Here is a 17,002-nt window from a genome sequence, read left to right as displayed (position 1 = left end):
TTGAAAATGGAAAGGGGAATATCTATAGAAAATGCTTTATAGCATGATTAACACTTAAGTTATCATTTAATAGTGAAAAAAAGATGAAAAAGTAAACACACTATAAATATAGTTGCATTAAAGGATTAAGAGTTTATCCTAAATGAAGAAAACAGGGGTAATAGATAATACAAACAGCAACATACTTTACCACTTTAGGATTTAATATAATCTTCCTTTGTAAATATTAAAAGTGACAGGAATGGCTTCTCTAAAAAGTCTATATATCCGTTATCATATTTAATCTATATTTTCTTTGCTTGTTCAAAATGTTTCATAGTTACCTCCTAACTGTTTCCTTAAAATATAGTACTACGGCAAATTATATTTCAATATGTAAAAACATAGTTAGAATCCAACTTAAATATGAGCTTACTCGTTTGGTACATAATAAACTAGTTGCGTGGATAAGATAACAGTGAATCTTGTTGAAAGTAGAGGGTCGTATGTCAATTGCTTTGAAACGAATTTTACATGTCGGGAAATTTTTATTTCCAGTTTTTATACTAATTATTGTAGCTATTGAGGCTCGAAAAGAACTCGCATCGTTATCGATTAGTAATGCCGTACATGTTATTAAGAACATTCCTACAGGTGGTTTTTTTTTAGCTATTACAGTAGGTATACTTGCGGTCTCTATGATGTTTTTTTATGATTTTCTTATGATACGTTCTATGAAGATAGATATAACTATACAGAAAATATTCCGTGTGTCATGGATTGCCAACTCATTTAACGGTATTTTTGGCTTTGGCGGCCTTGTAGGTGCTGGCTTACGTGTCATGCTTTATCGTTCTTACGTGCAAGATAACGGAAAGCTGATTAAAAATATCACATGGATGACTACTGCATTTATTACCGGACTTTCTTTTCTGTCTTTCTTAGGATTGCTCGGTGTATTAAATATATGGTTTTTATTACAGGAGAAGCCTTGGCTTTGGCCTGCTTTAGTTATTTTCTCCTTTATTGTCCCTGTATACATTGGAATTTCAAAGGTGAAACGCAAAAAAGAAAAAGATAAAGTGGGAAAAACTAGAACAGCTGTTTTATATTGCCTCGTATCACTTGTAGAATGGTTGTCAGCTAGTATTGTTATGTATGTTATTGTTTTATTGCTGGGTGTAGAGATGAGCTTTAGGCAAATCCTAGGTGTGTATGTTATATCTTCTATTGCAGGAAGCATCAGCCTTGTGCCAGGTGGTCTTGGATCATTTGACCTCATTTTTTTAATGGGGTTGAAGCAATATGGAATAAGTGCAGAAACAACCTTATCTGTTCTTTTGTTATATCGTCTCGTTTACACTGTATTCCCATTTGGAATAGGACTTGCGTTTGCAGCATTTGAAATGACTGGGTTAACATTGAAGAAAGTCGAGGATAGGCCATTTATTGCCCCTACTTTAGAGACAACCGGTGTCCTATGGGCATTAAGACAACGGCTTTTCTCTACGTTAAGTTCATGGTCTTTAGCAACGTTGACAGCCTTGACGGGATGTATCATCATTTTATCCGTTTTACTCCCTACTGAGGCTAATAGAGCACATGAACTACGTATTCTTGTGCCTAAACAACTCATACAAATTTCATTCGATTTGTCTCTTTCGTTTGGAGTACTTCTTATTCTTTTGACAAAGGGAGTTTATCATCAAACGAAAAGATCCTATTACATGATGTGCTTTGTGCTGATAGGTGGGGCAGTGTTTAATGCATTAAAAGGAATCGATTTAGAAGAAACATTTCTACTACTCATCATTCTTGCAGTGTTTTACGCACTAAGAACACGATTTGTAAAAGAACGGATAGAGCTTACATTAGTTGACGTAGTAAAGGCTATTGTTGCTTTACTTGTTATTTTATATATATACGATTCACTGGGAACCTGGATTTCTGAAATAACAAATACATTTGAACCGCATTATGTTGTCCGAACTACAGCCCAAGTACATAGAAGTACCCTATTAACCGCAATTATTGTGCCTGTTTTTTTACTCGGAGGATTATTATCTTTCAAACGTTCACGAACGAAAATGGTGGGACAGCCAGCTTCTTCTGTCAGTTTACAAAACTTTTTAGAGAAATATGGGGGAAATGTATTAAGTCATCTTGGGTTTCTCGGAGATAAACGCCTTTTTTTCAGTAGTGATGGACAGGCTTTGATTCAATTTACTCGTTCAGGTGATCGACTCGTTGTATTAGGAGATCCCAGTGGCAATTCTTTGTCTTTTTCAAAGGCAGTTGCAGAGTTTCTTCATGAAGCAGACAAGTTTGGATATACTTGTATTTTCTATCAAATTGAGAGCAAATGGATGGGCTTGTACCATGACTTTGGATACAATTTCTTTAAACTTGGAGAAGAAGCTATTGTAGATGTAAATAAGTTTACCATTTCGGGGAAAAAACGAGCGAGCCTTCGTGCGACAGTAAACAAATTTAAACGAGAAGGTTATGTGTTTTCTGTGATTCCCCCCCCACTTACAAATAAGTTATATACACAGTTAAAAGGAGTATCAGATGCATGGCTCAATGGTAAAAAGGAAAAAGGATTTTCACTTGGCTATTTCAGTTTAGATTATATTAATCGTGCACCAGTTGCCATACTTGCAGATAAAGATGGTTATATTATTGCGTTTTATACTCTTATGCCGGTTTACCAGCCAAATAAAATTTCTATCGATTTAATGCGATACATTCCTAATGCCCCTAGTGGTGTAATGGATGCTATGCTGATTCACCTTTTAGAATGGGCGAAGCAGGAGGGCTATCTCTATTTGAACATAGGAATGGCTCCTCTTTCCAATGTAGGTATTTCCCCTCATTCTTTTTGGTATGAGCGCGTAGCAGCAGCTATTTTTAATAACGTACGTTATATGTACAGCTTTAGTGGTTTACGATTTTTTAAAGACAAATATAAGCCTGTATGGAACGGCAAGTATTTAGCCTATCGAAAAACTCGTTCGCTCCCAGGTACTATGCTTGTTGTAACACGATTAATAGGAAAGCGAAAAAAGCAGTAAGGAAATGAACCTTTACTGCTTTTTTCATTCATCTATATTAGACAGATTATTCAGATAATGTTTAATTATATAAATATGAGGTTCCCTGTTCTTTTGGTTAACATTATACGGGACATGCCTATTACATAATAGAGATAAATATAGTTTTAAAAGACAAAAATATGTCAATTAAATAACAGAGTTAAAACAAAATAAGTGCTTTGTCTATTACTTACATTATGGTTAAGGAACCAATTTGTCGTCACTAAGAGTAAATTGTGAAACTCTAATAATATACGAAGTACTTTAATATTTACTTAACAAGTAATGATAATTAAATGAAAGAAAGTGTTTGTTTTTTTAAAAAGTAGAGTCGATTATAAAATTCGTTTTTTAATGTATATATATTAGTATATCTCTTAGATACTTGAAACAAAATGTAATTAGAATACCTTCCGACGTTGGTATTCGTAACACGATTTTTCTACCGACATATTCATTGGGAAATCTCCATAAAAGGCTATCTCTCCTAGAAGTCCAGGTGCCCTTTCATTTCTATTTCTTTCTTAATAAAAGCTTATCCTCTAGCTTACATACCCACTTATAAAAGCATAGTAAGGTAAGTAAAAGTACAGGATTAAGTAGAGCTGAATGCCATAAATCCCACCAACCATAATGAAAATACCCCCAAGGAGCCGGTAATAATGTAAACATTTCATAAAGCAAAATGGCTATTAACCAAAAAATAAAATAACAAACTTTCCTAATATAACTCCTTTTAAATGGGTACCAACTAAGGAACATCATATTAACAGGTGGGAGTAACACAGTATGAACAAGCAGCCCTTTCCAATCCGCACCGTCTGTGAAATACCAATATCCATGATATTTTAAATCTATATAGACATCGAAACTACTTTGAAAAGCGATGGTAAACAACCAGAGATGAAGAATTTGATTTGATGTCAGTCTTTTATTCGTTTTAAATGCAATAAAATTAAATACAATAATGGAAATAATAAGTCCAATCATTTTTTTTCCTTTTTATTTTATTATGACATATAATTACACAAAAAGGAATTAAAGGTATTAAATAGATTTGTTTCTTTAAATGTTTCTATAGAACTCCCGTATTTAGGTTGACTTTTAAGGTGAGCTTTTTTCCTGCCATTAAGTATGCCCCGCATAAGTTATTGTACGTGTATGAAATAAAACAAACGACTAATATGGCTGTTAGTCGTTTGTTTTAGGAGAGGAACCTACTTGTTTTGGTTTAACGCATCTGTCCTTAGATAGTATAAATTTTTGAGATTTATTTATTCATCTAGAGCAACAAATCGTATGGAGCAAGCTACTTACGTTGATTAGAATATATGAACTCACTAATGACTTTGATAAATAATCCGATTGGATAGACTGTTATAAATGCCTTCCATGTATTCCAATGATTCAAATCATATAAATGGAAAAAGATAAATATCGGTACGCCAATAAAAGCAATGAACGCTGCGGCAATAAGAGCAGCAATCCAATAGAATTTCCATTTGCTAAAGAACTGATACACTAATGTAAGTATAACTGGGATAACTGCGAAATCGACGGAATTAAACCGATGAGTAAAAATCAAAAATTGGTGAGGGTAACTCCATACGTCAAAGAACTTTCCCAGTTCATCGACAATACCTACTACGACAAAGCTAATGAAAAATACTAAAAGGATGAACACCATTCGTTCCCGATCAATAAGTAGATAAAACATGAATAGAAAAAGCGCACTTAAAATGACAATTAACCACCATTGAGCACTAAATAAATCGTGATGAAGCCATTAATAGTATTGTTCGTGATTGACATGCTGGGTAAGAGCTTCTAACTGATTAATCATAAACACCACCTTGGTACGAGTATGTGCGAAAAAGAGGGTATTCATGCAATCAGTCACTTCATTAGAAGTGTTCTCTTTATAGGCTTTATAATGTAATCAATAAAAATAAAATCTACAGTGCTTGTTCTGAACTTATGTTATTTTGTTTAAATGTTGTATAGATCATAAAAGCAATAAGAATGGAGATTAGGACTAAAGAAGATCCTGCCGTGCCTAAGTCTAAACCACCTTTTTCATGTGGCTTTGTTAAAAGATCCCCAAACGTTGCTCCGAAAGGACGAGTTAAAACAAATGCTATCCAGAATAAAAATACACGAGAAATTTTTGTATAGAAGGTACATATAACGATGAAGGCTAGTAAGCTGCCGATTAAAATAGCTCCGCCTATATATCCAAGTCCAGACGTATCAGACAAAAAATCTCCTAAAGCTGTACCTAATGTGTTTGAGAAAAGAATTGCAATCCAATAAAGTACTTCAGCCTTACGGTTTCTAATATAATTGATATTCAATGAGCGCTCGCTAAAATACCAGTATGCAAATATCAACAACAATATAGTGATTAATATCATTGAGCCTTTTGCGTAACCTAATGCTAGTGTACGATCTATAAAATCTGACATTGTTGTGCCAGCTACGCTAGTTGAAAGAATAACAGTCCAATAAAGGGCTGGAATATACCTATTAGAGCTCAGTTGAGCTATAAGTGTAATTAAAAATATGCTGAAAAAGATCAGCGTACTAACTCCATATCCAACCCCTAATGTCTGTGCTAATAAGTCACCGGCCGTTTCCCCCAGTGTCGTAGCTGAAATTTTCATAATCCAAAAAACAAGTGTAATTTGTGCAATTTTATTCATTGGCGATGATGCATGCATTCTTAATTTTTCTCTCCTTCTTGTGCTAAGTGTTTATTCTTTTAAATAAACGGCACCCTTACCTAATTTTTTTCTTAGAAAATCCCTTGAAAGTTTTATCATTGCAATTCAAACTGTACAGTCTCTTTCTAAAATCAAAATGAAAAGTAGATAAGAATTTAATGAGATTTCTATAAAAAACTTTTTATGAATGTTTTATCAACTCTTAAATATTGAATAAATAATTGCACCATAACGTTTTTATAAAATATTTATTTTTATTAAATCTTCATTTAAATTTCATTTAAATTTCATTGCACAGTATTAAATTTGAATTATGTGAGTCAAATTTTTAAAACATAACGTTATGCCTTCAGCTTCTGAACTTTAAAGTTCATTAAAAGAAGAGGAACCTCAAACAATTACTAAGAGTTCAAAGATGGATGATACTTAAGAAGTAGTTAGTAATATTATAAATAGCATGACTATTACGAGGGAGGTATCATTTTGATACGTTTTCAAAGAAAGAAGAAAAGACATCAATATATTTTGATAGGGGGTATTTTTGTTATAGGAGGATTCATTGTTGTTGGAAGCTTGTACAAAGATAATTTACCTTTTCTAGACAAAGTTTCTTGGAGTGAACTTCAACAAGTAAGTCAATTATTTTCCACTTACCACGAAAACATTATCTTAAAGAATAAACTAGCCACTGAAAATCAGGAGGAAGCAAATGTTTATAAGTTGGAACATGAAAATAAAGTATTTAAAAAAATTCTAAAAACAGAACCTAAGGTAAAAGCCTATAAGCCTGTAACAGCTACCGTAATTGATCGTTCCATAAATAATTGGAACAATGAAATAACAATTGATAAGGGAAAGAGGCAGGGGATGAAAATAGACATGAATGTGCTTGGCACAAATGGAGTTATTGGGAAGGTATCTAAAGTTTTCCCGTCAACCTCTATAGTAGAATTAATTAGCTCAAACCTTAGGACAAATCGCATGGCGGTAATGTTAAAGGATGGGAAAAGTGTGAATGGAACATTAGAAGGCTATGATGATAAAAAGGATAATTTAATTATTAGAAAAATCCCCAGTGAGGCCGAGATTAAGGAAGGGGATAAAGTTCAAACCTCCCCTATCAGTTCGATTTTTCAAGGGAAACTAGCTTTAGGAAAAGTAATTAAAGTGAAACCTGATGAGTATGGACTAACAAAACAGGCCATTGTAAAGCCCTCATCGAACTTTAATAATATTAGTGAAGTAATTGTTATCAATTCAAAAAACAATGGTAGGGAACTTGATATCACATCTTAATAATAGTCTTTTATCTTATGTTTTTATATTCAGCATTTAAAGTTTTCTATTTTCCAATGAGGTATCGGTCTGTGAGAGCTATATACTTCTCTTTATCTAGAAAGAAGAATATGAAAAGTGACAATCTAGAGATTGAAAAGAGGGATTAGATGAGAGAAAATATTTTAATTGTAGAAGATGAAGAGGAAATAGGGAGCATATTAAAAATGGAACTTGAGCATGAAGGTTATCAAGTGAAAATTAAAAAAAATGGAAGAGATGGTCTCGAAACAGCCTTATCTAATGAGTTTGATTTAATTTTACTTGATATTATGCTGCCTAAAATGAGTGGTATAGAGGTCTTGCGTAAATTAAGAAAGAGAGAAAATTGCGTCCCTATTATCCTTTTAACAGCCCGTAATTCAACTCTAGACAAAATCATGGGGTTAGATCATGGAGCAAATGATTATATAACTAAGCCCTTTAAAACAGAAGAATTGTTGGCTCGGATACGTTCTTTATTAAGTTATAAGTATCTTATTATTAGGAAGAAGGCAGAAAAAGACTCGTTATTATCAATTAAAGACATGGATATAAATACCGACTCAAGAGAAGTAATAAGAGCTGGGCAAAAAATCTGCTTAACTCCTAAGGAATATGATTTATTAATGTATTTAGTTCTCCATAAAAATAAGACGGTTACACGTGAGGGTATCTTACTAAATGTATGGGGATATGAATACGAAGGAGATACAAATATACTTGATGTTTATATAAGTTATTTGAGAAAGAAAGTTGAAGAAGGATCTAATACCCCACTCATCGAGACTGTTCGAGGTATAGGATATACCATTAAAGAAAGTTAAAGAAACGCATAATGGATTTTACTTCTAAGCGTTGAATTTATACATCCAGTTTACTATGGCATTTGATGGTAAAGGTTTTAAGAGAAACTTTATATAACTGGTTGCAGAAGATTAAGAAATAATTTCATTTATTCTTAATCTCTTTTTTATTCAAATCTAATTTTTATTTGATAAATTGAAGAAAGGCTTATAAGGAAGCAAGAAAATCATAGAAAACTTATTTCATACTCCATATTATGAACTTTTAGAACTGGGGTATATAGCTATAGCATTCATTAATTATATAAAAATTTCTTATTTTTCATTTTTATACAGAAGGGGAATATCTCATATGAAAAAGGTACTAATCATAGAGGATGAAGAAGGGCTAGTAGAATTTTTGGAACTAGAACTAAAGTATGAAGGATATTTAGTTGACGTATCTTATGATGGGCGTACTGGTTTAGATAAAGCAACCAATCAGGATTATGACATTATACTGCTTGATTTAATGATGCCTGGATTAAATGGCATTGAAGTGTGTAGAAGGCTAAGAACGACTAAAGATACTCCAGTTATTATGCTCACAGCTAAGGATAGCGTCATGGATAGGGTAATGGGACTTGATAATGGAGCTGACGATTATTTGTCTAAACCATTTGCCATTGAAGAATTATTTGCGAGAATGAGAGTCATTTTTAGACGTCAAGAAAACAACAAGATAGTGGATCAGAAGCTACTATTAACATTTAAAGATATTGAACTTGATTTGGAATCAAGAACAGTGATAAAAGAAAAAAAACTAATTGAACTCACGAATAAAGAATTTGAACTTCTAGCCATTTTTATGCGTAACATTAATAAAGTATTGACAAGAGATATACTCCTAGAGCAAGTGTGGGGATACGATTCAGTTGTTGAAACGAATGTTGTAGATGTATATGTTAGATACCTAAGAAACAAATTAAGTGCAGAGGATAAAGAGTTATATATTCAAACCATCAGAGGGGTTGGGTACGTGATGCGTGATGTTTAAATGAGGAAGTGGATAAATTGTATAAAAGATTTACCTATAAGATGGAAGATAACGTTATGGTCTTCCATGTTTCTATTTTTACTTTTTCTCTCTTACAACCTCTTTCAATATATTGTGATTGATAATAGTATTTTAAATTATGAGAAGCAAAATGGTATTCATCAATTAAACGAGGTTCTCGCTTTTATTCAATCCGATGATGAACCTTTATCTTTAAAACAAATTGAAAATAGTGAAGGATACTTATCGAAAATTAATGAAAAGAATCAGTTGATTCGTATTCTTGATAGGAAAGGAAACGTCATAACCAGCACATCAAATAATGTTTCACCAAACTGGCAGCAACCGAAAACGGTGAAGCACCAAGAGTATAAAGTAATTCGAAACCACGATGAACGTCTACTAGTTCTTCGTTCTCCAATTGTCACCGACAACTTCACTGGAACGGTTGAAATTGTTAGAAATATGGAGATGTCCGATGTTTTTATGGACAAGATTTTTTTATTAATGCTTGCTGCAGGAGTAGGCTCACTAATCTTTAGTATTCTAGGTGGAACCATTCTAGCAAAGAAAATACTATCTAACGTTCAAGCGTTAACATTGACGATGAAAAAAATAAAAACAAATGGCCTTGAAGAACGTGTTCCAGTTAATGAAAAAAATGATGAATTTGCTCAATTAGGCAGTTTATTTAATGAGTTGATGGATAGCCTTGAAGACTCCTTTTTACAGCAAAAACAGTTTGTAGAAGATGCTTCACATGAATTAAGAACTCCGTTAGCCATTATCCAAGGACATTTGACATTGTTAAATCGCTGGGGGAAAAATGATGCGGCAGTATTAGATAAATCCTTGAAATCTAGCCTAAAAGAAGTAGAGCGTTTAACGAATCTTGTGCAAGATTTATTAGAGCTATCCCGAGCTGAAAATAGCCTGATAAATCCTGTAGATGTTGAACCTATTAACGTATTGGCCACTGTTCAACATGTTGTAAGGAATTTTGAAGTACTGTATAGCAACTATGAGTTTAAAATAAGATACTCACATGAAAATCTGTACGTAAATATTTCTTCTCGCCATCTAGAACAAATATTAATCATTTTGTTAGATAATGCAGTCAAATATTCTAAGAAGGAAGAGAAAGAGGTAGTGATAGACTGTTCTCTAATCAATGAAAAGGTATCCCTTAAAGTAATGGATAAAGGAATTGGCATTCCAGAAGAAGATATACCTTATATTTTAAATAGATTTTACCGAGTCGATAAGGCAAGGAGCAGGAAACAAGGAGGACTTGGCTTAGGACTGGCGATAGCCAAACGATGGATTGAAAAGTACCATGGTACCATTAATATCGAGAGTAAAGAAGGCGAAGGAACAAATGTAACGATTTTATTGCCTCTATTTAATAACTCTCTATAAATGTGCATATAAAACAAGGTCCTTATTTTTAATACTCCTAACTTCAAAAGCAAAGAAACATTAAAACCTAGTAATAAGAAGACCTTATCAAATTTCATCAAAAGTAACTTGATAAAGGAAAGAATTTAGGGGTGTCTAGTATGAAGTTGAAATTTCAATTTACACTTGCTTTTATGTTAAGCTTGTTGTCCCTTATTTGTTTTAGTGGGATGGCTATTTTAATTAGTGGATCAAAAATTGTCGCATTTGATCGGTCTATTATATCGCTAATTCAAGGGTTCGAAACTTCTGGCCTAACGACTATTATGAAATGCTTTACTTTTATTGGCTCTACGCCATCTGTTGCAGTGATTTCTCTCTTTAGTTTGTTTTTTCTCTATAAGGTATTAAAACATCGAACGGAGCTTATTTTATTTATCGCGATTATTGTAGGTTCTCCAATCCTCAATGAGCTGCTAAAACTACTTTTTCATCGTGCACGTCCTGATTTCCATCGATTAATCGAAATCAATGGTTATAGCTTTCCAAGTGGGCATGCTATGAGTGCTTTTGCTGTTTATGGAGTCCTTTCGTTTTTGCTCTGGCGTCATATTCCTACTCGCTGGGGACGTACACTTTTAATCATTATTAGCATTATAATGATTCTAGCAATAGGTATTAGTCGTATTTACTTAGGCGTGCATTATCCTAGCGACGTTATTGGAGGCTATTTTGCTAGTGGCTGCTGGCTAGCTATTGCTATCTGGTTCTATCAACGCTATCAGGAGAAGCAGTTTGGGCAAAGAAGGCCTACTCAAAGTAAAGAATGAACAAGACTATATCAACACTAAAATTGGGTTTATGGTCTAAGGTAGCAAGTGACTGTATTCATAATTAGGTGGGTGAAAGGATGGATCCTCAAAAGTACTGATATGAACAGGCGGCGGTTTTAAAACCAGCAAAAATATGGTTTAGTACATAACTTTTTAAATACTTGAGCAAACTACCCAAGATGCAACGAGGCATCACTCATGAAACTCAATTACGTAACCGAAAAAACTACCCTATCACACACCAGGGTAGTTTTTTCGATTTTTAGACTATATACGATATACAACCTTAGTTAACATAAAACATTTTATCAGCAACCATAAACAAATAGCAGCTTAATTCAAGTTGCTATTTGTTATACATAACTTCCCTTTATTTGAACATTCTACTTAAGAAGGGCTAAAATATTCACTCTAATATATAAAGGTGGATTCATATAAATGAAGGGTAAAATTTATAAACATAAAGCTTTTCTTGCAATTTTCGTTATTTATGCTATTCCCTTTGTTATTATCTTTTTTACCGATTGTTTAGTTCGGATAAATAGTAGAAAATAATTTATACTCTTACTGGATAATAAACGGTATTTTGAACAAACTACTCAAGATGCCAATAGGTGTCATTGGATAAAGTCGTGTAATAAGAAAAAACCACCTTGGAGAGAAGGTGGTTTTTTCTGTTTTTAAGCTGTATATCGTATACAGCTGTAGTTAACATAATGTCTCTTCAAGGAACCAAGCAAGCGAAAGAACCCTTATAGATAAGGGTTCTTGGAAGTTTTTTTTATTGGATATACAGTTTCTTATACATCTTTGGTATAACTGATTTTTTCCGTTTATCAGTTGAGAGGATAATGTATAAAAAACCTACCTTTTATACATATGGCAGTGTACCTAACCATTAGTCCTTATAGCAAAAATGTGCTATTGTGTACATGCGGTTATATTTTGGTACTTTATAATTAGCAGTCCTACTAAAAAGCTATCTCGTTTGTTAATGTCGAGATAGCTTTTTATATATAAATAAAAATATAAAAACAACTTTACTTTATTATCCAAATTATTTATAATTTACAAGTCGATTAGTAAGTTAATCACCACTTACTAAAAAGCGATCGCTTTCTCTTGCTAGGCCAATGCTGAGAGAAAGCGATCGTTTCTTATTTATAAAGAGACGAATACTTACTTCGTTAAGCTTACCTTCTGTAATTCATTCAACAATTGATCAATGGATCGGCTCACTTGAAGTGTGCGATCACTTGTTATACCTTCTTCTCGTGCTACTTGAATCATCTTCTCCCTCTCTTTTTCTATCTCTATAAGTAAAGTTTGTTGTAAAACACCTTTATACCCCTGCAATTTCTCTACCACCTATTTACTAAAAATGTTAATAAGTTCACCTATTTAACAATAAATGTATTCTCCTTTTATTTCAACACCCAACATAAAAGAAGTCAGGGGTATCCTTTGTAATACCTATTTAATAGCTCGAAATCTAGAAATACGAGGATAGATAGTCATTTTGCAGTCTGGTTTATCTTGTTATCATTGCTATTCTATTTGGAATTCCCCAAGGGATATTGAATTTAGCTAACCAAAATGCTGTCTATTTTCAGGCTTCGCTCAAACACATTGGTGCTTCAGTTGGTTTATTAAGAACCTTTATGTACATGGGAGCTATACTTTCTTCTGCCACAAACAGATTGTTTTTTAAATCTGAAGCAAATACAAAAGGAATCCATCATCTAGCACTATTTAGTTTAATCATTTGTTTTATTCTGATTGTTACCCTATTCGATCAATCTCTGAGTAAAATTTAAAAAAACAGATAACCGTTTAAAATGCTGTATTTACACTTAGGCATGCTTATCTGAAAGAAGATTTTAGTAATAAACTTCAACGATTGGACGCTTTTATGTAGTAACGAAAAAGCCCAGTTTCTCAGTCAATAAATTGAGTAATTGGGCTTTTTATTACTGTAAATTCCTTAGTGGGAAAAATGCACATTTTGTATATGATCGTGCACTTTAGGGGATGTTAATCGAACTCATTAGCTATACACCAAATGAATTAGATTATCCAGAAGAGAGTGAAGCAAAACGTTTCACACTTTAATAGATAATCTGTTGGGTGTTTATATTTAAAACATAAAATAATAACTTAAAAAGCTGCATTTCTATAAATCAACATAGGAATGCGCTTTTTGTTTGTTGAAATAGTAACCGTATACCTTATTTGTTGAATAAATGAACATTGCCAGACAAGTAATGAGGTATAGCTAACCGTCATATTTTAAAATTATTGAAGAAGTAAATAAAATTCTTAATGAAGAGATATCTTAAATACTGAAATAGACATTAATAATTTACGTTTATTTACAGATTAAACATAGGATAAATAGTAACAATTCTCAGTAGCAATCAGCTCTGTTGAATATAAAAGAGGTGTGGGAGGAATATAATGATAATTTTTTTAATTATATTTGCAATATTAGCTGGCATGGCTTTACCTACTCAATTTAGTGTCAATGCTCAATTGAGATCTGTCGTACATTCCCCTATCATTGCTTCGACTATTTCTTTTATAGTTGGTGCAATTATTTTGCTTATTATATCTTTATTTGGAAAAGGTATGAGTGTAAATAAAGAATGGTTCGCAGCACCGTGGTGGGTATGGACCGGAGGCCTGTTAGGAGCTTTTTATGTAGTTGCTTCTATTGTACTTATACCTCGTCTAGGAGCTACTGCTACAGTTGCTTACATTCTTGCAGGTCAAATGGTTGCTTCTACTTTAATTGACCATTTTGGATTAATAGGAGTGCATGTGCACTCTTTAAGCATTCCTAGAGTAATAGGAGTAGTTTTAATCATTGTCGGAGTTATTATCATTCAAAAATTTTAAAATGTAATAATATAAAAGAAAACAGTTATGAAATCGATAATAAACATAACGCCATACAGTAGAAAAAAATAACCAATACTTTATCTAAATAAGCACTGACTATTTCCTATTTTAGTTAGTGCTTATTTTAAATACGTTTTTATTTTATCCTTACATAAAACGAGCATCAATGAGTTCGCTTAATCTCATTTTATTCTTTAACTCAAATACGTTATCAATAAAAAAATCAATTATCAAGGGAATCGACAAACTGAATGAACCTTGTCTCTGTTATGTACTGCCCTTTTTTATAATATGTAAGGTACACTTATTTATTTGTATGTAAGGCTTCAATTAAGGTGAAATTAATCTGTAAGACTATTTCGATAACGAGCTGTTGAGTGAGGAAGATGACTAGACTCACGTAGTACACTATTCTTGCCATAACGCAGCCGAATGTCATCAATCGTTTTAGCAAGAGCATAGGCTCTTTCACGCTGATCGATATCTTCAAATAAGCTCATTTGCTCCTCTTCCTGAATGCTAGTGTTTGATAAGGAAATGCCAATGGAGCGAATCGGCATCCCACTATCAAATGTATGTAAAATGGTTAAACAATATGGAAAGATATCTTGGCTTAAGTTCGAGGCTCTCCCCATTTTCTTTTGTCTGGACAAGCCTCCACCTGTTTGTTTGCTGTAGCCAATCGACAAATGAATCGTTTAAGCTACTACTTGATGCATGCGTAAACGAAAACACACATATATGGACAACTCGTTGGTATGCTCCTCTGTTCCTCTACGATGGTTCAAATGCGACAACTCAGAAAGTCTTTTTGAAAATAAAAGACTGAAGAAATATTAATTTTCTCCAACAAAAGAAACGTTCCTGTAACTATGAAAGGTGTCTTTTTATAACCTAATAATCGATACCAAACTGGACATAATAAAATGAATAAAAAATATCCATTGTTAGGGGAATTGAATCGTGAAGCAATTGTTTAAATTAAGCTCCTCATGGTTTCCAATTTGGTTAATATCATTATTAATGTTAGTCATGGTATTTGTATATCTGCCTATATTTAAAGGTGCAAAACAAAACATGTCTGATGTTCCTCTAATTGTTGTAAATGAAGATAAGGGAAAAGTTGGCGATGCCATATTATTAAATCTTATCGAAAAGCAAAATGGGAACTCTTTTAAATGGGAAGTTGATAAAAGTAGGAAACAAGCATTCACTGATATAAGAAATAACAAGGCATATGGCGCATTAATTATCCCTTCAGACTATTCAAAAAGTCTTGATCGAGTCCATGATACGCTTATTTCCGGTCTTACAAATGATAAACCTGCTGATTTAGAAATTTTATTGAACGAAGGGATTGGGCAAACTGCATCCATGATTGCGAGTAATACCCTTCAGACAGTCGCTTTAACTGCTTCTAAAGGAATTAGTAGTCAACTAAAAAATGAATTACTGCAAAAAGGAATGAGAGTAGCACCAGAGAATGCTTCATTATTGGAAAACCCCGTACAGGTTGTTTCCAAAAATGTACTGAGGCTGCCGGTTAATCTTAATAAAGGAATGACACCGTTTGTCATGGCCCTTATATCATCTATTACTGGAATGTTGGGTGCAAATATGATACATGGATATCTTTTGCGAAGTAATGGCATTTTGAAGAAAAGGGGATCTGCATTAAGTGAATCTGAAGTCCTTACATCAGAAATAATTTTTGGTATCATTTTAACTTTCTGTGTTTCAATTTTTATTCAACTAGGGGTATTTGGAATTTTTGGGAGTGCACATGCTTCAAACATTTGGACGATATTCCTGTTTACTTTCTTTAGTTGTACAACCATGTTTTTGTTATTTAAAACGATAGCAGTATTTTTAGGTGGATGGGGAATGTTAGTAATGTTCCCGGTGAATTTTATGGGGATATTTTCTAGTGGCGGAGCATTTCCTCTATCAACATTACCTACTGTCCATCGACTGTTCAGTCATATTCTACCTACAAGATATATTGTGGATGGAATAAGGGCATTACTTTATTATGATGGAAGATTGGAGGCAGGACTTGGACCAGCCTTATTGGCACTCTCCATCTATTTTGTTTTGACATTAGCAATTCTTATTGTATTCATTAGTCTTACTAAAAAATATAAAGAAGCAGTTGTTGATGAAAGTGGAAAGAAAATTGAAGTAGAAGTAGAAAATGAAATTCCTCATGAACCACCTACTCACGAGCAAAGGAAAAGTCGTCATACAGGAGAAAAAGATGGAATGTTTCGTCAAGCAGTGTCTAATTTAGCTAAAGGCAGTAATAAAGAGAAACAGGAAATGAATGATAATGAGTATCGAAACGCATTGAAGTCCTTAGACAAAAATAAAAAATAATATTATTGCTTGAAGATGAGAGTAATAATATTATTTTTTGCGTATTTCTAGATTTTTTACATTAACAAAAATACTGCTATAATAGCAGTATTTTTAAATTACTAAATAAAGGTAAAAGAACAATAAAATAACAATATCTAGTTCCTTAACATACAGGTAACCGGATAAAATGTATCTAAACGTGTAACTTTTTACTTTGGTGACGTGACCCCTAGTATAGAAAAGCTAAAAATTTTTAATCGCTTAATTATTAGAAGGTGGAGGAAGCCTTTGTTCAATAAGGCTTTGCAATGATATTCAATAATCAAGCGAGTTTCTCAAATATTCGGTTCTCGAAATAAAAAGCCACCTTAAGTAAGTTGAAGAATGACATTTTTCTGTGTTACCAATCTCAAAAACGAATGTATTTGATAAGTTTTATTTTCTCATTTTTTGATCGTAAAATCTTTGATGATTTGTTATCAAAACTATTATCAAAAACAAATTAACAATAACCTCCTTTCGAAATTAGCTCCAATACATACATAAAGCTTGTATTAAC

At 32.9% G+C, this 17,002-nt stretch carries 13 protein-coding genes; 8 read left to right on the top strand and 5 right to left on the bottom strand.

Features of this window, described 5'->3' with window-relative positions:
- The first annotated feature begins 485 nt into the window (after window positions 1–485).
- The gene (gene mprF, locus POF52_RS23855) at window positions 486–3,053 is read left to right on the top strand and encodes a bifunctional lysylphosphatidylglycerol flippase/synthetase MprF (protein ID WP_271995453.1); all 2,568 of its coding nucleotides are present in this window, start codon (window positions 486–488) and stop codon (window positions 3,051–3,053) included.
- Window positions 3,054–3,587: 534 nt separating this feature from the next.
- On the opposite strand, the gene POF52_RS23850 is transcribed toward mprF, so the two are convergent.
- From POF52_RS23850 to POF52_RS23840, 3 genes are all read right to left on the bottom strand, one after another.
- The gene (locus POF52_RS23850) at window positions 3,588–4,064 is read right to left on the bottom strand and encodes a hypothetical protein (RefSeq protein WP_271995451.1); all 477 of its coding nucleotides are present in this window, start codon (window positions 4,062–4,064) and stop codon (window positions 3,588–3,590) included.
- Window positions 4,065–4,383: 319 nt separating this feature from the next.
- Window positions 4,384–4,791, bottom strand: coding sequence for a CBO0543 family protein (locus tag POF52_RS23845; RefSeq protein ID WP_271995448.1), 408 nt, complete (start codon window positions 4,789–4,791; stop codon window positions 4,384–4,386).
- A 238-nt stretch (window positions 4,792–5,029) separates the two neighbouring features.
- Window positions 5,030–5,794, bottom strand: a complete 765-nt coding sequence (locus POF52_RS23840; RefSeq protein ID WP_271995446.1) for a COG4705 family protein — start codon at window positions 5,792–5,794, stop codon at window positions 5,030–5,032.
- A gap of 486 nt (window positions 5,795–6,280) precedes the next feature.
- Between POF52_RS23840 and mreC the strand changes: the two genes are divergently transcribed.
- From mreC to POF52_RS23815, 5 genes are all read left to right on the top strand, one after another.
- Window positions 6,281–7,093: a rod shape-determining protein MreC gene (gene mreC / locus POF52_RS23835; protein WP_271995444.1), complete on the top strand. Its 813-nt coding sequence runs from the start codon at window positions 6,281–6,283 to the stop codon at window positions 7,091–7,093.
- 149 nt (window positions 7,094–7,242) lie between these two features.
- The gene (locus POF52_RS23830; RefSeq protein WP_271995442.1) at window positions 7,243–7,938 is read left to right on the top strand and encodes a response regulator transcription factor; all 696 of its coding nucleotides are present in this window, start codon (window positions 7,243–7,245) and stop codon (window positions 7,936–7,938) included.
- Window positions 7,939–8,269: 331 nt separating this feature from the next.
- Window positions 8,270–8,953 (top strand): response regulator transcription factor, encoded by a 684-nt coding sequence (locus POF52_RS23825; RefSeq protein WP_271995440.1) that lies wholly within the window; start codon window positions 8,270–8,272, stop codon window positions 8,951–8,953.
- Complete coding sequence (locus tag POF52_RS23820) at window positions 8,954–10,372, top strand: HAMP domain-containing sensor histidine kinase (RefSeq protein ID WP_271995438.1); 1,419 nt, start codon at window positions 8,954–8,956, stop codon at window positions 10,370–10,372.
- Window positions 10,373–10,512: 140 nt separating this feature from the next.
- Window positions 10,513–11,181, top strand: a complete 669-nt coding sequence (locus POF52_RS23815; RefSeq protein ID WP_271995436.1) for a phosphatase PAP2 family protein — start codon at window positions 10,513–10,515, stop codon at window positions 11,179–11,181.
- Between the two features lie 1,182 nt (window positions 11,182–12,363).
- On the opposite strand, the gene POF52_RS23810 is transcribed toward POF52_RS23815, so the two are convergent.
- On the bottom strand, window positions 12,364–12,540 hold the full coding sequence (locus POF52_RS23810; protein WP_016766643.1) for an aspartyl-phosphate phosphatase Spo0E family protein: 177 nt from the start codon (window positions 12,538–12,540) through the stop codon (window positions 12,364–12,366).
- A gap of 1,101 nt (window positions 12,541–13,641) precedes the next feature.
- On the opposite strand from POF52_RS23810, the gene POF52_RS23805 reads away from it, so the two are divergent.
- Complete coding sequence (locus POF52_RS23805; protein WP_016766641.1) at window positions 13,642–14,082, top strand: DMT family transporter; 441 nt, start codon at window positions 13,642–13,644, stop codon at window positions 14,080–14,082.
- 344 nt (window positions 14,083–14,426) lie between these two features.
- Here POF52_RS23805 and POF52_RS23800 read toward each other — a convergent pair whose 3' ends face one another.
- Complete coding sequence (locus tag POF52_RS23800) at window positions 14,427–14,774, bottom strand: DinB/UmuC family translesion DNA polymerase (RefSeq protein ID WP_271995433.1); 348 nt, start codon at window positions 14,772–14,774, stop codon at window positions 14,427–14,429.
- Between the two features lie 274 nt (window positions 14,775–15,048).
- On the opposite strand from POF52_RS23800, the gene POF52_RS23795 reads away from it, so the two are divergent.
- A complete protein-coding gene (locus tag POF52_RS23795) occupies window positions 15,049–16,461 on the top strand; it encodes an ABC transporter permease (protein ID WP_271995431.1) in 1,413 nt (470 codons plus the stop codon).
- The last annotated feature ends 541 nt before the right edge of the window (window positions 16,462–17,002 follow it).

The sequence above is a fragment of the Priestia sp. AB genome, assembly GCF_028369225.1.
In the GTDB taxonomy this organism is placed as follows: Bacteria; Bacillota; Bacilli; order Bacillales; family Bacillaceae_H; genus Priestia; species Priestia megaterium.
The sequence above is the reverse complement of the archived record's forward strand: the minus strand, read 5'-3'. Positions and strand labels throughout refer to the sequence as shown.

Coding starts and splice junctions, on each gene's coding strand:
- POF52_RS23845 (WP_271995448.1), bottom strand. CDS start 4,791: ATGTTTTATCTACTTATTGATCGGGAACGAATGGTGTTCATCCTTTTA.
- POF52_RS23850 (WP_271995451.1), bottom strand. CDS start 4,064: ATGATTGGACTTATTATTTCCATTATTGTATTTAATTTTATTGCATTT.
- POF52_RS23820 (WP_271995438.1), top strand. CDS start 8,954: ATGAGGAAGTGGATAAATTGTATAAAAGATTTACCTATAAGATGGAAG.
- POF52_RS23805 (WP_016766641.1), top strand. CDS start 13,642: ATGATAATTTTTTTAATTATATTTGCAATATTAGCTGGCATGGCTTTA.
- POF52_RS23840 (WP_271995446.1), bottom strand. CDS start 5,794: ATGCATGCATCATCGCCAATGAATAAAATTGCACAAATTACACTTGTT.
- POF52_RS23830 (WP_271995442.1), top strand. CDS start 7,243: ATGAGAGAAAATATTTTAATTGTAGAAGATGAAGAGGAAATAGGGAGC.
- mprF (WP_271995453.1), top strand. CDS start 486: ATGTCAATTGCTTTGAAACGAATTTTACATGTCGGGAAATTTTTATTT.
- POF52_RS23815 (WP_271995436.1), top strand. CDS start 10,513: ATGAAGTTGAAATTTCAATTTACACTTGCTTTTATGTTAAGCTTGTTG.
- POF52_RS23825 (WP_271995440.1), top strand. CDS start 8,270: ATGAAAAAGGTACTAATCATAGAGGATGAAGAAGGGCTAGTAGAATTT.